Here is a 20,912-nt window from a genome sequence, read left to right on the forward strand (position 1 = left end):
CCGCGCGGGCGGCCTCAGGCCGCCTGCTGCAGGTGCTCGCGCAGAAAGGCATTCATCCTTTCCAGGGTCCAGCGCACGCCTGGCAGCACCCCGAGCATCTCGATGAAGCCATGGATCATGCCCGGCAACTCGTGGTACTCCACGGCGTTGCCGGCGCCGATCAGCGCCTGGGCGTAGAGGCGCGCGTCATCGCGCAGGGCGTCGCATTCGGCGCCAAAGATCAGCGCCGGCGGCAGGTCGGCGTGGGAGGGGGCATAGAGCGGCGAGACGCGCGGGTCGCGGGTGTCCACATCCTGGAGATACATCCCCGAGAAGTAATCCATCATCGGCCGGGTCAGCGGCGGGACCTGGGCGTTCTCGATGCGCGAGGGGTGGTTCCAGGCCTCGGGCGTGTTGTCGACGCCGGGGTAGATCAGCACCTGGGCCTTGAGCCTGAGCGGTCCTTCGCGCAGGTGCAGCGCGGCCATGGCCGCCAGGCCGCCGCCGGCGCTGTCGCCGGCCACAGCGACGCGGTCGAGATCGAGATTCAAGGCGCTGCCGGCCTGGGCCAGCCAGTGCAGGGCGGCCAGCACATCGTCGGGGCTCGCCGGTGCCGGATGCTCGGGGGCGAGGGCATAGTACACCGCCAGCACCGCGAAGCCGGTGCCCAGGGCGATCTGGCGGCAGAGTGAGTCATGGCTGTCCAGATCGCCGATCACCCAGCCGCCGCCGTGCAGATAGACCACCAGCGGGCGCGGTCGATCGTCTTCCGCATAGGGGCGGTAGAGGCGCAGCGGGATGGGGCCGAGCGGACCGGGGGCGCTGAGTTCGTCCACCCGCGTCACCGGCGCCGGCGGCAGGCCAAGGGCGCGATTTAGCTGCACATAGGCGGCGCGCGCCTGCGCCGGGGTGAGGCTGTCCAGCGGCGGCTGCGGGTGGGCGGCCAGCTGCGCCAGCAGGCCGGCCACCTCGGGAGTGAGGCGCGCGAAGACGTCGGGCATGGGGCTTCTCCTGTGGTCCCAGGCGCCAGGATGGACGCCGGGTCGCCGCCAGCCTCGCCGCAGGCTTGGGGCGGGTCTATCGATCAGATGAACGATGGCGGCGGCTGTTGGACCTCGGCTAGCCCGCGGCCGTTGCGCGGTCGCGCCCGTGGCTGAGGGCGGCCTATCCTGCATCTGAACGATAGGCGCGCCGCCGCGGTACGGTAGACTCGGACCCAAGCCAGGCCCCGTCAGGGGGCCGGCATCCTACCCAGACAATCAAAACAATGGGGGTAGCATGGATCAGTCAGCCGTCGTTTCCTGCAGTGTGCCCAGCGACGTGGTCGCCCGCTTCAGCCAGGTCGTCCTGGCGCTGCAAGCCCGCCTGCGGGGCGGGGCCATCACCGAATTCCATGCCCAGGCCCTGGCGCAGCTGCAACGCCTGGTCGCCTTCGACAAGGCCTGGTGGGGCAACTCCGCCTGGCGCGACGGCGTCCCCGTGGCGCACAGCACCTTTCTGCTGGGGCTGCCCGGGAGCTATACCCGCGAATGGGATGCCCTCAAGGCCGACGACCGCACCCTTGGCGACCTGCACCTGGGGCAGGGACGCTGCCAGGTGTTCGACTGCCAGGACCTGACGGCCTCGCCGAGCCTGGCCGCCCTGGGGCAGCGGTATGGCCTGGCCCATGGCCTGCGCATCGTGCTCACCGACGACCAGACCCGCCTCGGTGTCCATCTCACGCTGTTCCGCGAAGATCCCGCCACCCCCTTCACCGCCCTGGAATGCCAGCTGGTGGAGTGGCTTATGCCGCATCTGCTGCATGCCGAGCGTGAGAGTTGCCTGCGCACCCTGGCGACCCTGAGAGACAGCCAGGGCAGCTTCGACGAGCTGGCCCTGGCGGTGTGCGATCGCTATGGCGTGCTGCTGTCCATGGAGCCCGGCTTCGCCGCCCTGCTGGCGGGGGAGTGGGAGGGCTGGCAGGGCAATCGCCTGCCGCCCGCCTGCGATCCCCAGGGCACCTACCAGGGCCGTACCCTGCAGCTCGATGCCCAGCCGCTGGGCGATCTGCTGCTGCTCAAGGCGCGCCGGCGCAGTTCGGCGGAACGCCTCAGTGCCCGCGAGTTGGAAGTGGCCCAGTGCTTCGCCCTCGGCCAGACCTACAAGGAAGTCGCCCGCAACCTGGGCATGGCGCCGGCCACGGTCCGTCATCACCTGAGGCGCATCTACGAGAAGCTCGGCGTCAACCGCAAGGCGCAGATCGCGCAACAGGTCGCCGCCGCGCCGGACTGATCTCCCCCTGATCCCTACGCCAAGACCGGGCGCCTCGCGCGCCCGGTGAGGCCTCGCTCGCCCGCTCGAAAGCCCTGAGGAATCCCGCCATGCCGTCTCTGCCCGGAATGCTGACCCGCGCCGCCGTCCTGTCACTCGCGGCGCTGGCCGCCACCACCCACGCCACCGAGAAGGGCATGCCTACCACCGCCGCCGGGGTACAGGACTTCGGCGCCGGCTTCATGCCGCCGTCGACGCCCGTCGGTACGATCGGCATGCGCTTCAGCGACTACCAGGCGCGAGTGATCAAGGACAGCCATGGCCGGGACGATGGCAACGATTTCAACATCAACGTCCTGGCCATCGGCCTGGCCTATCTGCGCATGACCGATCAGCAGCTGTTCGGGGCGCGCTACGGCTTCGGCGCGGTCTCGGTGTTCTTTCGCATGGATGCGGACCTCGGTATCAACGCCGGCGGGCAGCGGGTGTTCAGCGACAGCGCCGAGCTGTTCCGCCCGGCCGACCTGCAGCTGATTCCGCTGATCCTCGCCTGGGAGCCGGCGCCCGGCGTCGGCATCAACACCCAGCTGTCGATCCAGGCGCCCACCGGTGACTACGACAAGAATCGCCTGGTCAGTCCCGGGACCAACCACTGGACGGTCTCGCCGATCTTCAACGCCAGCTACATCAGCCCCAGCGGACTGGAGCTGTCGTCCAGCTTCCAGGTCGACATCAATGCGCGCAACTCGGCCACCGACTACCGCAGCGGGGTGGAGTATCGCCACGAATTCGCCGTCGGCCAGCACGTCGGTCCCTGGACGGCGGGGCTGGGCGGCTACTATTACCGCCAGCTCAGCGACGACGACGCCCCCGGCCTGACCCGTGGCAACCGCGCCCGCACCCTGGCGCTGGGGCCGGCGCTCAGCTACTTCGACCCCGCCTCGCGGCTGCCGGCCATCTGGCTGCACGCCTACAAGGAATTCGAGACGCGCAACCGGGCGGAGGGTTATACGGTGGCGCTGAAGATCGGCGCCAGCTTCTAGCGGGGCGGGCTAGCCGCCCATCATCTCGCGCACCCGCGCCGCCAGGGTGTCCACGGCGAAGGGCTTGGTCAGGATCTCCATGCCGGGGTCCAGGTGGCCGTTGCCGATGGCGGCGTTCTCGGCATAGCCGGTGATGAACAGGGTCTTGAGCCCCGGGCGTGACTGACGCCCCGCATCGGCCATCTGCCGGCCGTTCATGCCACCGGGCAGACCGACGTCGGTGATCAGCAGATCCAGGTGCACATCGGACTGCAGGATCCTCAGGCCGGTGAGGCTGTCGGCGGCTTCAATCACCGCGTAGCCGAGGTCTTCGAGGATATCCACCACCAGCATCCGTACCGTTGGCTCGTCGTCGACGATGAGCACCGTCTCGCCCTGGGCGCTGCCGGCCATGTCCAGGCGCGTGGCCAGGTCTTCGTCGGCCGGCGCCTCGCCCAGGTAACGCGGCAGATAGATGCACAGGGTGGTGCCCTGGCCGACTTCGGAGTAGAGCCGCACCTGGCCGCCCGATTGGCGGGCGAAGCCATAGATCATCGACAGGCCCAGGCCGGTGCCCTGGCCGATGGGCTTGGTGGTGAAGAAGGGCTCGAACACCCGGGCCGCCACCTCGGGCGGGATGCCGACCCCGGTATCGGTCACGCACAGCGACAGGTACTGGCCTTCCGGCAGATCCTGGGCGCGGGCGGTCTCGCGATCCATCCAGCGATTGGCGGTCTCGATGGTGATGCGGCCGCCGTCGGGCATGGCGTCGCGGGCATTGATGCACAGGTTGAGCAGCGAATTTTCCAGCTGGCTGGGATCCACCAGGGCGGGCCAGAGGCCGGCGGCACCGACCGTCTCGACCTGGATGCTCGGACCCACGGTGCGCTGGATGAGGTCGGTGAGGCCATCGATCAGCTGGTTGACGTCCACCGGTCGTGGCGCCAGGGTCTGACGCCGGGAAAAGGCCAGCAGCCGGTGGGTGAGGGCGGCGGCGCGCTTGGCCGCGCCCTGGGCGGCCACCAGGTAGCGATCGAGTTCGCGCAGCCGACCCTGGGCGATGCGCGTCTCCATCAGTTCCAGCGCGCCGGAGATACCGGCCAGCAGGTTGTTGAAGTCGTGGGCGAGGCCGCCGGTGAGCTGGCCGACGGCTTCCATCTTCTGCGCCTGGCGCAGCTTTTCCTCGGCCTGCATCAACTCGGCCGAACGTTCGGCCACGCGCACCTCCAGGGTGTCGTTGAGGGTGCGCAGGGCGGCCAGGGCCTTGTCGCGCTCGGCCTCGATGGCGCGCCGCTCCTCGACGTCGATGAGCACGCCGGGAAAGCGCAGCGGCGTGCCGTCGGCGGCATGGTCGACCCGGCCGTTGGCCTCGATCCAGTAGTAGTGGCCGTCGGCGCGGCGCACCCGGTACTGATGGGCGAAGGATCCGGCCTGGGCGATCACCACCTCGATGGCCCGGGCGAGGCCCTCCTTGTCATCGGGATGGACGTTGGTGACCACCTGCGCCAGGCTCAGGCCCTCGCGGCCCAGCTGCGGGTCGAGGCCGAAGACCGTGGCGAAGGCTTCGTCCACGGTGAATCTGTCGGTCGGCAGGTCCCAGTGCCAGGTGCCGATGATGGCGCCCGCGGAAAGCGCCAGCTGCACCCGCTCGATGTTCTCCCGGGCCAGGGCTTCGCTGACGCGCAGCCGTTCCTCGGCGTTGCGCCGCTCGGTCACGTCGCTGAAGAGGATGGCGATCTGGCGCTCGTCCGGGTCGCCGACCCGCACGGCGCGCACGTCGAACCAGCGTTCGAAGGTATTGGCGTAATTCTCGAAGGTCGCCGGTTCGCCGGTCTTGGCCACATGGCCATAGGTGTCGAACCAGAACTGCTCCAGGTTGGGGGCGAACTCCGTCACCCACTTGCCGCGCAGATTGACCCCGGCTTGGCGTTCGAAGGCCGGATTGGCCTCCAGGAAGCGGTAGTCGATGGGCTTGTCGTCGGCATCGAACTTGACCTGGACGATGGCGAAGGCCGAGCCGATGGTCTCGATGATGGCGCGAAAGCGCTCTTCGCTCTTGCGCAGGGCGGTTTCCGCCGTCTGCAGCTGGCTCATGTCCAGCATGGCGCCGATCATCCGCGTGGGGCGGCCGTAGACATCACGGATCACCCGGCCGCGGTCGAACACCAGCGCATAGGAGCCGTCCGCACGCAGAAAGCGGTATTCGTCGGTCCAGACCAGGCCGTCGCCATCGATCACCCCATGGATTGAGGCGTCGATTCGCGTGCGGTCGTCCGGATGGATCTGGGCGAGCCACCAGCTGCCGGTAGAGTCCACCGCTTCCGGGGCGTGGCCATAGGCCGTGGTCAGGGCTTCGTTCCAGCGCACCTGGCCGGTGCTGAAGTCCCAGTCCCAGATGGCGTCGTTGGTGGCTTCGGCCACCAGCCGGTAGCGTTCCTGGGTTTCCTTGAGCGCCAGGCCCGCCAGGTGTTCGACGGTACGATCGCGGAGGATCTTGACGAACCCCAGGGGCTCGCCGTCGTCGTCGGTCAGGGCCATCATCTCGCCCGAGGCCCAGAAGCGCTGGCCGTCCTTGCGCAGGTGCCAGCGCTCGTCCATGGCGCTGCCATCCCGCAACGCCTTGGCCATCTCGTACGCGGCACGACGGTTGGCCCGGTCCTCAGGGGTGAAGAAGCGCGAGGCATCCTGGCCGATCATCTCCTGGGCGGTCCAGCCCATGACCTGCTCGGCGCCCGGATTCCAGTCCGTGATGAGCCCCTCACGGTCGCAGACCACGATGGCGAACTGGGTGGTGCTTTCCAGCACGGCGCGGCTGCGTGCCTTGCTGGGGCGGCGGGGGGCGTCTTTGTCCGGCAGGGCCTCCTGCAAGGCGGCGCGCAGGCGCAGCACCTCGGCTTCGAGTTCGGCGCGCGTGAGCGTGGCCAGGGGTCCCTCACTCATCTTGCTGGGCATCCTCGGGGGAAGGAATCTTCAGGGTCGTTCGACCGCAAAAAGTCGGAGAGTGTGGCAAGGGCCCGCGAGGGCGAAAAGGCCCTGCCGCTGATCGGCAAACCCGGCGGATCGGTGGCTTGCCGGTGGCCGGGCAAAACCGCTGCTTGCCAGCGAAACGGTACGCTCGCGCGGGCTCCCGGGCTAGACGAGGGTAAGCGCAGCGGCGGCTGGCCGGCAGCCGGGGCCCAGGATCGCGCTGTGCCCGCGCCCCTGACCGTCCGGCCCGGGGGACGAACGGTCAGGGGCTGGAACCCGGTCGGCGCGTGGGCTCTCTACGGTTGCACGCGACGGGTTCGGCAAGGGCCCGCGTCCGTCTCTTCGACCGCTCCAGGAGCACCACGCCATGGTCACGGAATCTTCTCCCGCAACCACCACGCTCAAACGCGCCATCACCCTGCCCATGCTGCTGTTCTTCATCCTCGGCGACGTGCTGGGCGCGGGTGTCTATGCCCTGGCGGGGACGATCGCCGGGCGGGTCGGCGGTGCCATCTGGGCGCCGCTGCTGATCGCCTTGCTGTTCGCCCTGCTGACCGCCGCCTCCTATGCGGAGCTGGTCACCAAGTACCCGAGGGCGGGCGGCGCGGCGGTCTTTGCCGAACGCGCCTTCGGCCGGCCCTGGCTGTCCTTTCTGGTGGGTTTCTCGATGCTGGCCGCTGGCGTCACCAGTGCCGCGGGGCTGGCGGTGGCCTTTGCCGGTGGCTATCTGCAGGCCCTGGTGCCCTGGCCGGCCGGCTGGGTCTGCCTGGCCTTCCTGGTGCTCATCGGCCTGCTCAATGCCCGGGGCATCAAGGAATCGCTGTCGGTCAACCTGGTGATGACCCTGGTCGAGTTGTCGGGCCTGGTGATCGTCATCGTGGCGGCGGCCTGGTTCGTCGCCCAGGGGCAAGGTGAGCCCGCGCGGCTGCTGGAGGTGGATGCGCCCTCGGCCACGGTGGCCATTCTCAGCGCCTCGCTGCTGGCCTTCTATTCCTTCGTCGGCTTCGAGACCTCGGCCAACCTGGCCGAGGAGGTACGCGATGTCAGCCGCGTCTATCCGCGGGCGCTGTTTGGCGCCCTGGTCATCGCCGGCATCGTCTACATGCTGGTGGGGGCGGGCGCCGCGCTGGTGCTGCCGGTGGCGCAGCTCAAGGCCTCGGGCGCGCCGCTGATGGACGTCCTCGGCGCCTCGGGGCTGGGCGTGCCGACCCGGCTATTTGCCGTCATCGCCCTGATCGCGGTAGCCAATGGCGCGCTGCTGACCATGATCATGGCCAGTCGCCTGGCCTACGGCATGGCCCGCCAGGGGCTGCTGCCGGCGGTGCTCGGTCGGGTACTGCCGCGGCGACAGACCCCGGGGGTCGCCATCCTCGCCACCACCGCGGTGGCCATCGCCCTGACCTATACCAGCACCCTGGATGTGCTGGCCGAGACCGTGGTGCTCTTGCTCCTGGTGGTGTTCATCAGCACCAACCTGGCGGTGCTGGTGCTCAAGCGCGACCGGGTCGAACACGCGCATTTCCGCGTCCACTGGCTCTTTCCGGTGCTGGCCCTGGCCTCCTGTGCGCTGCTCCTGGCCCAGCAGGGCGCGGCGACCTGGTGGCGCGCCGCGCTGATGCTGCTGGTCGGCGCCGCGCTCTATGGGCTGACGCGGCTGGCCGGCGCGCGCCGGGTCACCGCCTAGCCGCCCACCAGCGCATAGAGGGTCTGCATGTCGGCCGGCTTGGTCAGGTGATGATCGAAGCCCGCCGCCAAGGCCTCGGCCTTGTCCTGGGCCTGACCCCAGCCGGTCATGGCGATCAGCTTGACGGCCTGCCCGGCCGGGATCTCGCGGATCGCCCGGGCCAGTTGGTGACCGGTGAGCCCCGGCATGCCGATGTCGGAGATGACGATGTCGGGGCCATAGCTCTGGAACAGCGTGAGCGCCGCCTGGCCGTCGTAGACGACCCGTACCTCGTGGCCATCCAGCTCCAGCAATTCGGCGATGGTGTCGGCGATGTCGGGGTTGTCGTCCGCCACCAGGATCCGCCGGGTGGCCGGCAGCGCTGGCGCCGCTGCGACGGGCTCCGCAACGGTCGCCGGAGGCGCCACGGTCAGCGGCAGGCTCACGGTGAAGCGGCTGCCCTGACCCAGGCCGGCGCTGGTCGCGGTGATGTCGCCACCCTGCAGCCGCGCCAGTTCGCGGGACAGCGCCAGGCCGATACCCAGGCCCGGCGAGCGTTCTGCCAGGCGCGGATCGATCTGGCCGAACATCTGGAAAAGATCGGTCAGGCGTTCGGGCGCGATGCCGATGCCGTTGTCGGCGATCTCCACCCGCACCTCTTTGGCGCCCGCCTGTACGGAGAGGATGATCCGACCGCCCGCCGGGGTGTAGCGGGCGGCGTTGCCCAGCAGGTTGATGAAGATCTGCTCCAGGCGCAGCGTATCGGCGTAAAGCCAGAGCGGCGCCTCGGGCAGTTGCAGCATGAAGCTCTGACCCTTGTCCTGCATCGGCGCCTGGGCCGCGTCGGCCGCCGCCTGGAGCACCGTCTGCAGGGTAACGAAGGCATTGTGCAGGGTGATGCGCCCAAAGGTGATGCGTGAGATGTCCAGCAGGTCATTGAGCAGGGCGCCCATGCGTTCCACCTGCCGCTCGATGGTCTGGCAACTGCGCTGTTGCTGTTCGAGCGAGGCCTGGGGCGCGGCGATCAGCGCCGCCGCATGGCGGATGGGCGCCAGGGGATTGCGCAGCTCATGGGCCAGCACGGCGAGGAATTCATCCTTTTGCCGATCGTTGTCGCGCAGCTGCTGTTCCTGGCGCTTGCGCTCGGTGATGTCGAGAAACCAGACCGCCACGTTGCCGTCGAAGGGCGTGGCGCTGATCTGCAGCCAGCGGCTGGTGCCACTGGCATCGGCGCCCTGTAGTTCGACGGACCAGGCCGCCTCGTCGGCCTGGTGCTCACCACAGGCCTGCAGGATGCGCGGACCGGCCCAGGGCAGGCTGGGATGCGCGGCGCTGCCGTCGTGGCCCAGGGTGGCGGCGCCGATGGGGTTGAGATAGTCCCAGACGAAGCCGCCTTCGGCAGCGGGCACGGCGATGCCAAAGGACACCTGCGAGCTCTCCAGCGCCACCCGCAGGCGGCGTTGCGAGTGCAGCGCGGCCTCCTGGATCCGGGCGCGATCGATCACCAGCGCCGCCTTGGAGGCGCACAGATCGGCCAGGCGCTGCTGGCGCGGCGTGGGTTCCCCGGCCTCCGGCAGGTGCACGGTGAGCGCGCCGAGGGTGCCGTGCAGGGTACTGCGCAAGGGCACGGCATGCAGGGCGGCAAAGCCCAGGCGGCGGCCAAGCGTGGCCAGGGCGGCGAACTCCGGCGCGGTCGCCAGCTCCGGTATCACCACGCGGGTACCGCTGCGCAGGGCGGCGGCACAGGCGCTGTCTGCGGGCTGCAGGGCGGCCAACTGGTCCTGCTCCTCGGCCGCGAAGCCCGGCGCGAAATACAGTTGCGGCGGCTTGCCGTCTTCCAGCAGCGAGACGCAGCCCAGGGACGTCTGATGAAAGTGGCAGAGGACCTCGAGGATCTCCTGCAACTGTTGCGACAGCGAGGGCAATTGCAGCAGGCGATGATTGAGCCGTTGCAGGACCTCCAGATCGGCGACCTGCAGCTGCAACTGTTCCTGACTCCGCTGCAGGCCCCGCAGGTAGTCGTCCCGCTCCTCTTCCAGCAGCCGGCGGGCGTCGGCTGCGGCCAGCAGGGCTTCGCCGACCTGGCGGATCTCCAGGACGTCACTGTCCGGCAGCACGGGTGGCTGGCGCTGGCCCAGCGCCTGGGCGGCGGCCTGCAGCGCCTGTACCGGCTGGCTGATGCGCCGCGACAGCAGCAGGGCCATCGCCCAGGCGAAAGCCACCGACAGCACCAGGCCACCGCCATAGAGGGCGAAGGAGCGATTGGCGGCCGCGGTCACCTCTTCGGTGGGGATGGCGGTGGTCACGGTCCAGCCGGAATCGGGCAGGCGCACGAAGGCGGTATAGACCTGGCGGCCTTCGCGGGTACGGGCGGTGCCGACGCCTTCCTCACCCGGTTGCGTCAGGATCGCCGCCAGGCCTGGCAGGGCGGGCTCGCCCAGGCTTTCCTCATGCAGACTGGTACGGGCAATGCGCAGGCCGTGGCGATCGAATACCGAGCCCACCCAGTCCTTGGGCAGGGCGCGGGCCAGACGCGCCGCGCGGATGCTTTCCGGTGTCATCACCGCGGTCAACACGAAGCTCAGCTGACCCTCACGCAACACCGGGACCCTAATCGGAAAGGCGAGCAGGCCGGAGGGGCCACGGCCCAGTTGCCCAACCACTGGCCGGCGCTGGGCGATCACCTCGGCGAAGCTGTCCGGCTCGGCGACAGGCCCCCCCGGCGCCCGTTTGAAGCTCGATATCCGTTTGATGACCTGCCCATCCGGTGTGGCGAGCAGCACCGAGCGCCATCCCGGCGCCAGCGGCAGGACCCGCTCGACCAGGGTGGCGAAGCCCTCCAGGTCGCCCGCCGCCAGCAGGGGCGACTCGGCCAGGGCCTGGAGGATGGTCACCGAACGGCGCAGTTCGCTCTCGATGGTGGTGGCGGCCTGGCGGCTGGATTCCAGCGCCCGCTGTTCAGCTTCATGCTGCTGGTGATGGACGAGCAGCCACAGCCCCAGCCCGGCAATCAGCGCCAGGGGCACGATCCCGGCGAAGGCGATGGCCAGCAGGCGGTTGCGCAGCGGGACCAGGTGCGCAGGGCGGGACTTGATAGGCGACATGGGCATTTCGATGGTGGAGAAGGCTCATTCTAGCCTGAGTTAGAGTGGTCCTTTGCCAGGCTTGAGCTCCCGTCGTCGGGCCGGTGCATATCGCTGCAGGCCGCGCCAGCTCTAGCCTGCAGCTTATCGAGAGGGTGCCGCTGATCGGCGATGGGTGGCTATTCAGTCAAGGGACGGTGACGCCGAACAGAAGGAGGTGAATCTGCCCTGTCTGCCCGGAGTCATTCCATGCGTACCCTGAGATTGTCGGCCCGTTCGGCCGTGTGTTTTGCCGCCGTCACCCTGTTGCTGCTGGTCCTGGCGGTCACCTCGGCCGTCGGCCTGAATTCGCTCTATAAAGCGGAGCAGGACGTCGAGACCAATTGGATGGCCAGCATCGCCCAGACCGCCAAGATGGATACCCTGGTGCTCCGTCTGCGCCTGGAGACCTTGCGCATGGTGGCCTCGGAGGACGACCAGATGAAGCAGACCGCCGCGGCGACCATCGCCCAGACGCGCGGCCAGCTGCAGAAGGAGGTGGCGGCCTATCAGGCCCTGGTCGCTTCGCCTGAGGAGCAGCGGTTGGCCGATGCCGTGTCCGCCGGCGTCAAGGCCTACGACGCCCGGCTCGACGAGATCGTTGCCATCGCCCGGACGCGTCCGGCCAGCGAAGGGACCGCCTACGTCAACGCCAACATCCGTCCGCTGACCAACGACCTGCAGGAGAAGATCGTCGCCCTGGGTGACTTCAACCAACGCGGCGCCAAGCAGGCGGGCGAGCTGGCCAACCAGACCTATAGCCGTAACCTCTGGCTGCTCGGGGTCATCTCCGCCGTGGCCGTGGTCCTTACCGTGGTGCTGGCCGTGCTCTATACCCGCAGCATCCTGCAGCCGCTGCGCCAGGTGCTGGCCATCAACAAGCGCATTGCCGAAGGCGATCTGCGGGTGTCGGTTGTGGCAGAGGGTCGCGACGAGATGGCCGACCTGATGCGGGCCACGGTGCAGATGCAGCAGACCCTGCGCGACACCGTCAGCCACATCGGCGAAGCCTCGACCCAGCTGGCGTCCGCCGCCGAAGAGATGAATGCCGTGACCGAAGAAGCCAGCCGTGGCCTGCAACGCCAGAACGGCGAGGTGGAACAGGCTGCCGCGGCGGTCAACGAGATGACCGCCGCCGTGGAGGAGGTGGCGCGTAACGCCGCCTCGGCCTCGACCTCGGCGCAGCAATCCGAGCGCTCCACCGGCCTGGGCGCGGCCCGCGTCACCGAGACCGTCAATGCCATCAACTCCCTGACCAGTACCGTGTCCCACACCAGCGAGCAGATCGTCGCTCTGGCCGGACAGGCGCAAGGCATCGCCACCGTGGTCGATGTGATCCGCGGCATCGCCGAGCAGACCAACCTGCTGGCGCTGAACGCCGCCATCGAAGCCGCCCGGGCCGGTGAACAGGGTCGCGGCTTCGCCGTGGTCGCCGACGAGGTGCGCGCCCTGGCCCACCGAACCCAGGAATCCACCCGCGAGATCGAGCAGATGATCGGCGGCATCCAGAGCGGTTCGGAAGGCGCCGTGCAGGCCATGCAACGCAGCCGCGACGAGGCCACCGCCACCCTGAAGATCGCCCACGAAGCCGGTGCCGCCCTGGAGGAGATCGCCCGCTCCATCACCGAGATCAACGAGCGCAATTTCCTCATCGCCACGGCGTCGGAAGAGCAGGCCCAGGTCGCCCGATCGGTGGACCAGAATCTGGTCAGCATCCGCGATCTGTCGATCCAGACCTCGGCCGGTGCCCACCAGACCGCCGCGGCCGCCCATGAGGTCTCGCGCCTGGCGGTGGACATGAATCGCCTGGTCGGTCGCTTCTCGGTCTGATCCAGCTGAACGCCTGGAAAGGCCCTGCCGAGAGCCCCTCGGCAGGGCCTTTTTGTTGCCTGCCTACCAGCAGGCAGGCATGGCGGGACCAACGGCCGGGAACCGGTCCGGGGTGCCAAGGGGTCTGCAGCGAAAGATCCCAGGAGAGACGGCCATGTACCTCATCCAGTTGCTGCTACCCCTGAACGCCAACGACGGCCAGCGCCTGCCCGGGGCGCTGTTCCAGGAGGTCCGTGAGGAACTGGTGGCGCGCTTCGGCGGGCTGACCGCCTTCAGCCGGGCGCCGGTGGAGGGCCTGTGCCAGGACGAGGCGGAGCGCGTCGAGGACGACGAGTTGCTGGTCTACGAGGTCATGACCGAGGCCCTGGACAGGGCCTGGTGGGCGGACTATCGGCGCCGGCTGGAAACGGCCTTTCGCCAGCGCGAGATCCTGATCCGCGCCCAGCCGACCGAACGCCTCTAGGCCTCGGCCAGCACCACCCGCGCCCGGCCGGCGCGCTTGGCCTGGTACAGGGCGCCGTCGGCGCGGCGGATCAGTTCATGGACATTGAGGCTGCCATCGGTGCAATGGGCGATGCCGATGGAGGAGGTGGTCTGGAGGCTGATGCCCTGCAGCTGCCAGGGTCGCTGCAGGGCACTGCACAGGCGCTCGGCCAGGGCCAGGGCCGCATCGGCGGAGGTCTCGCGCAGGAAGACGATGAATTCGTCGCCGCCGATCCGGCCAAGCAGATCGCCAGTGCGCAGGCAGGCGCTGACCCGGGCGACGAAGGCCACCAGCAGCAGATCGCCGAATTCGTGGCCGAATTCGTCATTGATGGCCTTGAAGCGGTCGAGGTCCAGATAGAACAGGGCGCAGGGCAGGTGGCCAGCAGCGCCAGCCCGGTAATGGGCGATCTGGTCGAGGATGCTGCGGCGGTTGGCGATGCCGGTCAGGGCGTCCAGGTAGGCCAGTGACCGGAAGCGCCTTTCGCTTTCCTGCAAGGCGGTCTCGGCCAGTTTGCGCTCGGTGACGTTGCGACTGACGATGGTCAGCAGCCGCCGTCCACCCTGGGCATCGAAGTGCGGGGTCTTGACCACTTCCCAGGTGTTGATGCGGCCGTCCGGGCCCAGGAAGGACTTTTCGATCTGGGTGGGCGCGCCGTTCTGCCAGGCCTGCTCGTCGGTGTCGATGTTGTAGCGGAAGGCCTCGGCATGGGTCGGAAACAGCTCGATCAACTCGACATCGGTGATGCCCACATAGTCGAAGCCGACCATGGCATAGGCTTCGAGCACGATGCGATTGACGAATAGCCAGCGCCCCTGGCCGTCCTTGGCGACGATGAACTCCTGGATCGAATCGAGGAGGGTGCGCAGATCGACGTCGGAATCGGCGGGGGACATGGGCAGGGCCTGGCGGTCGCATGGGTTTCCAGGCTATCGGCCTGTCAGGGTGGGAAATGAGGTCCCTCGTCGGGTCACCCGTCGCCTGGCCAGGAAGGTGGCAACAGGCGAAGCGGCGCGGACCGGCCGCCGACGAATGGCAGTGTTCCCGAGCCTGCGCCTTTGACGGCCACAAGCGAGGCGGCACGCTACAGCGCGGGTTCGGTCAGGAACCTAGGTCTCTCCCATGGGCCGAATGAGGTATTCATCAGCTGCCAGATGTGCCCCTCATGCAGACCACGACAAGAGCCGTTACCGGCCAGCACGCCGCCTCGAACCCGGTCACTCTCGAACCCGCCAAGGCGCTCTACCAGGCGTTGCTGGTAGACCACCCGGGTGCCCAGGCGCAGGAGCGGGCCCGTCTCTTTCTCGACGACCAGCTGCAGGCGGTAGCCGGCATGACCGCCGACCTGCCGGAAGACTCCGACGGCCTGGAGGCCTGGGTGCTGGAGAACAACGCCCGGGTCGGCGCCCAGTACCGCGACTACCTGGCCGCACGCAAGGCCGGGGCGCCGCGCCGCTATTTCGGCAGCAAGGCCCATGCGCTGTATTTCCTGCGCGGCGTGGCGCCGACCAAACTGGTGGATGGCGCCTGGCTCTATGGCACCCTGGCCCACTGGGACGACCTGCGCTATCGCGCCGCCATCCAGATCTACCTCGAAGAACTGGGCGACGGCCAACCGGACAAGAATCACGTGGTGCTCTATCGCAAGCTGCTGGCCAGCCACGGCTGCGAGGACTTCGCCGACCTGAGCGACGACCACTATGTGCAGGGCGCCATCCAACTGGCCCTGGCCCATAACGCCGATCACTACCTGCCCGAGGTGCTGGGTTTCAACCTGGGCTACGAGCAACTGCCGCTGCACCTGTTGATCACCTCTTACGAGCTCAACGAACTGGGCATCGACCCCTATTACTTCACCCTGCACGTGACCGTCGACAACGCCGGCACCGGCCATGCGCGCAAGGCCCTGCAGGCGGTGCACGACGCCATGCCCGCTGAAGGCCGCGCGGCCTTCTACCAGCGCGTGGTGCAGGGTTATCTGCTCAACGAACTGGGCGCCAGCACCACCTCGGTGATCGCCGGCTTCGACCTGGAGCAGGCGGTGATCGAGGTGCTGGCGGAAAAGAGCAGCGTCGGCCGCTATGTGCATTCCGACTATTGCCGCATCGGCGGGCGCAGCGTCAGCGACTGGCTATACGATCCGTTGCAGATTCCGGACTTCCTCCAGGTGATGCAGGAACAGGGCTGGATCAAGCGCCACGAGGACCCCACCAACAGCCGCTTCTGGCGGCTGATCCAGGGCGAACGCGCGGAGATGTTCGGCGTCTTCACCGCCTACGAGCAGCAACTGATCCACGACTGGATCGCCGGCGATTTCGTGCACAACGGCGCCCGCAAGCAGGCCACTGGCGAGCGAGTGGCCGTGCTGCCGCGCCGCGAGGTGAGCTTTCGCGCCCGCCAGCGCCAGCAGGAACGCCTGTGCCCGGCGCTGGAAGCGGAGCAGGGCGGGGCGGCCAATGCGAGCAGGGCCCAGAGCAGCGATTTCGACAGCGAGGAAGCCGCACTGGAGCAACGGCTGGCGAGCCAACCCAGTCGCGCTGCCGCCATGGCGCTGCTGGTGGAGCAGCTGTCGCCGGCGCGCCATCACAGCCGCGCAGGCCTGCTGGCGACGCGGCTGTTCGTCTCGCTGTTGGGCTGACGCCCAGGCCAGGACCCGCGAGGGTCCTTTTTTCCATTTCGATTGCCACCTAAGGACCTGCCCGTGACGGCCATGGAACACCCCGAACACCCCGCGACGACCCCGGACCCGACCAAGGCGCTGGAGCTGCTGGTCGAGACGCTGCGTGCAGCCGACTATCACTTCATCACCCCGACCCCGGCCTCTCACGCCCGGGTCAATGCCCGATCCGGCAATGCCTGGGCGCGGGATCTGCAAGGCGTCTTCGGCTGGAGCCGGCCGTTTTCCCGCGAGGTGCTGCCGGAGTCCCTCATCGACGCCCTGGCCGCGGCCGAGCTGCTGACCCCGGTGCCCGGCGGCTGGCGCAGTCGGGTGCGGGTATCGAGCCTGGGCGATCAGCTGTTCGTGCATTCCGCCTATCCCACCGAAGAAGCCGATGCGGTGTTCTTCGGCCCCGATACCTATCGCTATGCCAATGCCCTGGAAGCCCAGTTGCGCTTCGAGACCGGCACCATCCGCCGGGCGGTGGACATCGGCAGTGGCGCCGGTCCCGGTGCCATCCTGGTCGCCCTGGCGCGGCCTGATGCCGAGGTGCTGGCGGTGGACATCAACCAGCGCGCCTTGGCACTGACCCGGGTCAATGCCGCGCTGGCCGGAGCCGACAATCTGCAAGCGTGCTACAGCAATCTGCTCAAGGACGTGGACGGAGACTTCGACTTCATCCTGTCCAATCCGCCCTATCTGGTCGATCCGGGCGAGCGCGCCTATCGTCATGGCGGCGGCGCGCTGGGCGCTGGCCTGTCGCTGGCCATCCTCGACACGGCGCTGGAGCGCCTGGCCCCGGGTGGCACCCTGCTGCTCTATACCGGCGTCGCCATGGTCGAGGGGCGCGATCCCTTCCTGGAAGAGGTCCGCACGCGTCTGGCCGACCAGGACGTGGCTTGGCGCTATCGCGAGCTGGACCCGGATGTCTTCGGTGAAGAACTGGAGAGCGGCGTCTATGCCCATACCGATCGCATCGCCGCCGTGGTCCTAACGGTGACCCGACCGCACTGAGGGCGTACGCCAGCGGCTACACTTGCGGGCACGTCTTTATTGCCCACCCGTGTCCCGGAGTCCGCCATGCAACTGCTGCTGAACCAGGCCTCGCCCTATGCCCGCGCTGCGCGCGTCACCGCCCTCGAAGCCGGCTTCGGCGCGCGACTGACACTGGTGTGGAGCGATCCCTGGAACGACGATCCGACCTTGCTGGCAGCCAACCCGGGCAACAAGGTCCCGGTCCTGATCACCGACGAGGGCATCGCCCTCAGCGAGACCCTGCTGATCTGTGTCCATCTGCACCAGTTGGGTGGCGGCAGTCCGCTCGCGGCCGAACGCCTGCAATTGGCCGGCCTGGGCCAGGGCCTGATCGACGCCGCCTTCGGCACGGTGATCGCCCGCAAGCATGGCGGTGCGGCTCAGGATGACTCGGTGCTGGGTGCCCGCGGACTGGCGGCCATCGACCGGCTGCTGGCGCGCTTGGTGGAGACGTCCACGCTGGATGCACAGGACCTCGATTTCAGCCACTACCTGGTGGCCGTCGGCCTGGACTACCTGAGCTTTCGCCTGCCGGAGATCGACTGGTCCGCGCACCGACGGCTGGTGGCCTTCCACCAGCGCCTCACCGCACGCCCGAGCTTTAGCGCGACGACCTTCCAGTAGGGCGAGAAAAACCCCACGCGGCCGGCCGCGTGGGAAAGGCCTACAACTCGATCAGGATCTTCAACTGGGTCCCGGCCTTGTCCAGCAAGGCCTCGAAGCCCTGTTCCACCACGTCGTCCAGGGCGATATGGCGGGTCACCACCTTTTCCGCCGGCAGCTGGCCACTGGCGATCAGGGCCGCCACCTGGGGCCACATCAGCGTCGAGTAGCACCAGGAGCCGCGCAGGTCGACGTCCTTGTAGGTCAGGGTGAAGCCGTCCAGCGCTGGCGGCTTGCCCTGCATTCCCACCTGCACCACCACGCCCTGGCGGCGCACCGCTTCCAGGCACAGCCCCAGCGGGGCCTCGGCGCCGACGCATTCGAAGGCCACGTCCACGCCGACGCCACCGGCGGTGTGGGCGCGCACCTCGCGTAGCACATCGGTGCTGCCGGGATTGAGGGTGATGAGGCCGTCCACCAGGCGCCGGGCCATCTCCAGGCGGTTGTCGTTGAGATCCACCAGAAAGATCCGGGTGGCCCCGGCAGCGCGCGCGGCCATGACCTGCAACTGGCCGATGGGTCCGGCACCGGCCACCAGCACGCTGTCGCCGGGTTTCACGCCGCCCCTGTGGGTGGCGTAGACGGTGACCGCCGTGGGTTCGATCAGCGCCGCGTGCGCGGTGCTGAGGTCGTCCGGCATGGGGATGGCGTTGTAGTCCTCCACCAGGGAGTACTCGGCCATGCCGCCCCAGGGATGGGACAGGCCGATGATCGCCAGCTGTTCGCTGAGCTGGTACTGGCCGCGGCGGCCGTAGTAGTCGTCCCGCGGCGAGACCATGGGCTGGATGGAGACCCGGTCACCGGATTTCACCGCGGTCACCTGGCTGCCCACGGCCTCCACCACGCCGGAATACTCGTGGCCGAGGATCTGCGGCACCTGGCCGCCGGTGTAGCTGTGCGGCGCGGTGGGAATGAAGATGGGCCCGCCCAGGTATTCGTGCAGGTCGGTGCCGCAGATGCCACAGAAATGGTTTCTGACCAGCACCTGGGTGGGGCCCGGTTCGCCGGGCGGCGGGACGTCTTCCACCCGGATGTCGCGGGCGGCATGGAAACGGGCTGCTTTCATGACGAGGCTCCTCTAGCGTTCGCAGCGGGGCAGAAAGGCCTGGATCAGGGCGTTGACCCGGTCGGCGGCTTCCATCTGCACCATATGGCCCTGGCCCTCCAGGATCTCGACCTGGACGGCCGCGGGCAGGCCTTCGGCATGCTGGACCGGAATGATGGCGTCGGCCTTGCCCCAGATCAGCAGCGCGGGAATTTCACCGCCCAGTACCTGGCGCATTACCTGGGCCTGCTGGCCATTGGCGAAGAGGTTACCCGCCAGCTGGTGCAGCGCCTGGTCCACGCCTTCCAGCCGCTTGTACTTCAGCAGATCCTCCAGCAACGGCCGGGTGACCAGGCCCGGATCGCTGAACAACAGGCTGACCGGGCCCTTGAGCTGGTTGCGGCTGGTGGCGGCGATGAAGCCTTCGAGGTAGTCACCGTTGATCTCCGAACCCAGCCCGGCACTGCCGATCAGCACCAGGCCGGCGACCCGCTGCGGCGCCACCTGCGCCAGGTGCAGGGCCACGGCGCCCCCCATGGAGTGACCGACCAGCACGGCGCGGGGGATGTCCAGATGGTCGAGCAGCGCCAGCACCGCGGCGCCCAGCTCGGCGAGGTCGCCCGTGGCCAGCGTCTTGCCGGACTGGCCATGGCCGGGCAGGTCCAGGGCGATCACCCGGCGCTCGGCGGCCAGGGCCTCGTGGTTGAACAGCCAGCTGTCCAGATCGCCGGAGAAACCATGGATCAGCATCACGGGCAAGCCACCTTCACCGCGCTCCAGATAGCGCAGCGGCCGGCCGTCGAGTTCGATGCGCTGGGCCTGGGGACCGGCCTCGGCGGCGTCTTCGCCGCCGGGCACGAAGTCTTCCTCGAACCGTGCGATTACGGCGTCGATCTCTTCGTCGCTGGCCTCGCCTTCCACTACGATGGCCAGCAGGGCGCCCACCGCCAGGGTCTCGTCCTCGCGGGCCAGGCAGCGGCGCAGGGTGCCGGAGAAGGGCGCCTCGACGCTGCTGCTGATCTTGTCGGTCTCGACGTCGAGCACCTCATCGCCCTTGGCGATGGGGTCGCCTTCGGCCTTGAGCCAGGCGTTGACCCGGCCCTCGCTCATGGATAGCCCCCACTTGGGCATGGTCAGGGTATGGATCTGGCTCATGCGGCCTGCCTCCCTTGGGTGATCTTCAGCACGGCGCGCTCGATCTTGGCCGCGTCGGGGATGTAGAGGTCTTCCAGGGCGTCGGAGAAGGGCACCGGAGTGTGCGGCGCGGTCACCAGCTGCACCGGGGCGCGCAGGTCGTCGAAGGCCTGTTCGACGAGCAGGGCGGCGATGTCGGTGGCCACCGAGCAGCGCGGATTGGCTTCGTCGATGACCACCGCGCGACCGGTCTTTTCCACGCTTTCCAGGATGCTGTCCCTATCCAGCGGGCTCGTGGTGCGCAGGTCGAGCACCTCGCAAGAGACGCCCTGGCGCGCCAGGTTGGCGGCGGCGTCCATGGCCAGGTGCACCATCCGGCCATAGGTGATGAGGCTGACGTCGTCGCCCTCGCGCAGGAAGCTGGCCTCGCCGAAGGGGATGGCATAGGACTCTTCCGGCACCTCGCCCTGCATGCCATAGAGCAGCTTGTGCTCGCAGAAGATCACCGGGTCGTTGTCGCGGATGGCCTGGATCAGCAGCCCCTTGGCGTCGTAGGGGGTGGCCGGGCAGACCACCTTGAGCCCGGGGATGTGCGTCCACCAGGAGGTCAGCATCTGCGAATGCTGGGCCGCGGCCCGCAGGCCGGCGCCGACCATGGTGCGCAAGACCAGCGGGGTGACCGCCTTGCCGCCGAACATGTAGCGGAATTTGGCGGCCTGGTTGAGGATCTGGTCCAGGCAGCAGCCGGCGAAATCGACGAACATCAGTTCGCATACCGGCCGGGTGCCACGGGCGGCGGCGCCCACCGCCGCGCCGACGTAGCCGATCTCCGACAGCGGGGTGTCCAGCACCCGCCCGGGAAACTTGTGATAGAGCCCCTTGGTGACGCCGAGCACGCCGCCCCAGGCGTCCTGTTCGCCGGGCGCGCCGGCGCCGCCGGCGTTGTCCTCGCCCATGAGGAAGACGGTGGGGTCGCGGCGCATCTCCTGTTCCAGGGCTTCGTTGATGGCTTGCTGGTAGCTGATCTTTCTGGCCATGGTGGCGCTCCTTGTTGTTTTC

General features: G+C 68.6%; 15 protein-coding genes. 8 read left to right on the plus strand and 7 right to left on the minus strand.

Features of this window, described 5'->3' with window-relative positions:
* Window positions 1-14: 14 nt before the first annotated feature.
* Window positions 15-980, minus strand: coding sequence for an alpha/beta hydrolase (locus OXS31_RS07085; RefSeq protein ID WP_267398482.1), 966 nt, complete (start codon window positions 978-980; stop codon window positions 15-17).
* A gap of 277 nt (window positions 981-1,257) precedes the next feature.
* On the opposite strand from OXS31_RS07085, the gene OXS31_RS07090 reads away from it, so the two are divergent.
* Window positions 1,258-2,250 carry a helix-turn-helix transcriptional regulator gene (locus tag OXS31_RS07090; protein WP_267398485.1) on the plus strand — a complete coding sequence of 331 codons (993 nt, stop codon included), beginning with the start codon at window positions 1,258-1,260 and terminating at the stop codon, window positions 2,248-2,250.
* Between the two features lie 89 nt (window positions 2,251-2,339).
* Entirely contained in the window at window positions 2,340-3,272 is a 933-nt protein-coding gene (locus tag OXS31_RS07095) for a transporter (protein ID WP_267398486.1), read from the plus strand.
* Window positions 3,273-3,281: 9 nt separating this feature from the next.
* Here the strand turns inward: OXS31_RS07095 and OXS31_RS07100 are convergent, their stop codons facing one another.
* Entirely contained in the window at window positions 3,282-6,191 is a 2,910-nt protein-coding gene (locus tag OXS31_RS07100) for a PAS domain-containing protein (protein WP_267398488.1), read from the minus strand.
* A gap of 394 nt (window positions 6,192-6,585) precedes the next feature.
* Here OXS31_RS07100 and OXS31_RS07105 point away from each other — a divergent pair, with 394 nt between their 5' ends.
* Window positions 6,586-7,902: an APC family permease gene (locus OXS31_RS07105; RefSeq protein WP_267398490.1), complete on the plus strand. Its 1,317-nt coding sequence runs from the start codon at window positions 6,586-6,588 to the stop codon at window positions 7,900-7,902.
* Here the strand turns inward: OXS31_RS07105 and OXS31_RS07110 are convergent.
* Window positions 7,899-10,985: a response regulator gene (locus OXS31_RS07110; RefSeq protein ID WP_267398491.1), complete on the minus strand. Its 3,087-nt coding sequence runs from the start codon at window positions 10,983-10,985 to the stop codon at window positions 7,899-7,901. The two genes, OXS31_RS07105 and OXS31_RS07110, sit on opposite strands and share 4 nt — an antisense overlap.
* Before the next feature lie 228 nt (window positions 10,986-11,213).
* On the opposite strand from OXS31_RS07110, the gene OXS31_RS07115 reads away from it, so the two are divergent.
* Both OXS31_RS07115 and OXS31_RS07120 read left to right on the plus strand, forming a co-directional pair.
* A complete protein-coding gene (locus tag OXS31_RS07115) occupies window positions 11,214-12,833 on the plus strand; it encodes a methyl-accepting chemotaxis protein (RefSeq protein WP_027602129.1) in 1,620 nt (539 codons plus the stop codon).
* Window positions 12,834-12,987: 154 nt separating this feature from the next.
* The gene (locus tag OXS31_RS07120; RefSeq protein WP_267398492.1) at window positions 12,988-13,296 is read left to right on the plus strand and encodes a hypothetical protein; all 309 of its coding nucleotides are present in this window, start codon (window positions 12,988-12,990) and stop codon (window positions 13,294-13,296) included.
* Here the strand turns inward: OXS31_RS07120 and OXS31_RS07125 are convergent.
* Window positions 13,293-14,213 (minus strand): GGDEF domain-containing protein, encoded by a 921-nt coding sequence (locus OXS31_RS07125; protein ID WP_267398493.1) that lies wholly within the window; start codon window positions 14,211-14,213, stop codon window positions 13,293-13,295. The two genes, OXS31_RS07120 and OXS31_RS07125, sit on opposite strands and share 4 nt — an antisense overlap.
* A 269-nt stretch (window positions 14,214-14,482) precedes the next feature.
* On the opposite strand from OXS31_RS07125, the gene OXS31_RS07130 reads away from it, so the two are divergent.
* The 3 genes from OXS31_RS07130 (at window position 14,483) to OXS31_RS07140 (ending at window position 17,635) form a co-directional block, all read left to right on the plus strand.
* The gene (locus OXS31_RS07130; protein ID WP_267398494.1) at window positions 14,483-15,955 is read left to right on the plus strand and encodes an iron-containing redox enzyme family protein; all 1,473 of its coding nucleotides are present in this window, start codon (window positions 14,483-14,485) and stop codon (window positions 15,953-15,955) included.
* A gap of 72 nt (window positions 15,956-16,027) precedes the next feature.
* The gene (locus OXS31_RS07135; RefSeq protein WP_267398585.1) at window positions 16,028-16,990 is read left to right on the plus strand and encodes a class I SAM-dependent methyltransferase; all 963 of its coding nucleotides are present in this window, start codon (window positions 16,028-16,030) and stop codon (window positions 16,988-16,990) included.
* Window positions 16,991-17,056: 66 nt separating this feature from the next.
* Entirely contained in the window at window positions 17,057-17,635 is a 579-nt protein-coding gene (locus tag OXS31_RS07140) for a glutathione S-transferase family protein (protein ID WP_267398495.1), read from the plus strand.
* Between the two features lie 40 nt (window positions 17,636-17,675).
* Here the strand turns inward: OXS31_RS07140 and OXS31_RS07145 are convergent, their stop codons facing one another.
* From OXS31_RS07145 to OXS31_RS07155, 3 genes are read right to left on the minus strand one after another with little or no spacing between them, the layout of a single operon-like run.
* On the minus strand, window positions 17,676-18,740 hold the full coding sequence (locus OXS31_RS07145) for a 2,3-butanediol dehydrogenase (protein ID WP_267398497.1): 1,065 nt from the start codon (window positions 18,738-18,740) through the stop codon (window positions 17,676-17,678).
* Between the two features lie 12 nt (window positions 18,741-18,752).
* A complete protein-coding gene (locus OXS31_RS07150) occupies window positions 18,753-19,874 on the minus strand; it encodes an acetoin dehydrogenase dihydrolipoyllysine-residue acetyltransferase subunit (RefSeq protein WP_267398498.1) in 1,122 nt (373 codons plus the stop codon).
* Complete coding sequence (locus OXS31_RS07155) at window positions 19,871-20,890, minus strand: alpha-ketoacid dehydrogenase subunit beta (RefSeq protein WP_267398499.1); 1,020 nt, start codon at window positions 20,888-20,890, stop codon at window positions 19,871-19,873. The genes OXS31_RS07150 and OXS31_RS07155 overlap by 4 nt, the downstream gene beginning before the upstream one ends.
* Window positions 20,891-20,912: the final 22 nt, after the last annotated feature.

Source organism: Pseudomonas sp. GM_Psu_1 (assembly GCF_026544185.1).
GTDB lineage: Bacteria > Pseudomonadota > Gammaproteobacteria > Pseudomonadales > Pseudomonadaceae > Chryseomonas > Chryseomonas oryzihabitans.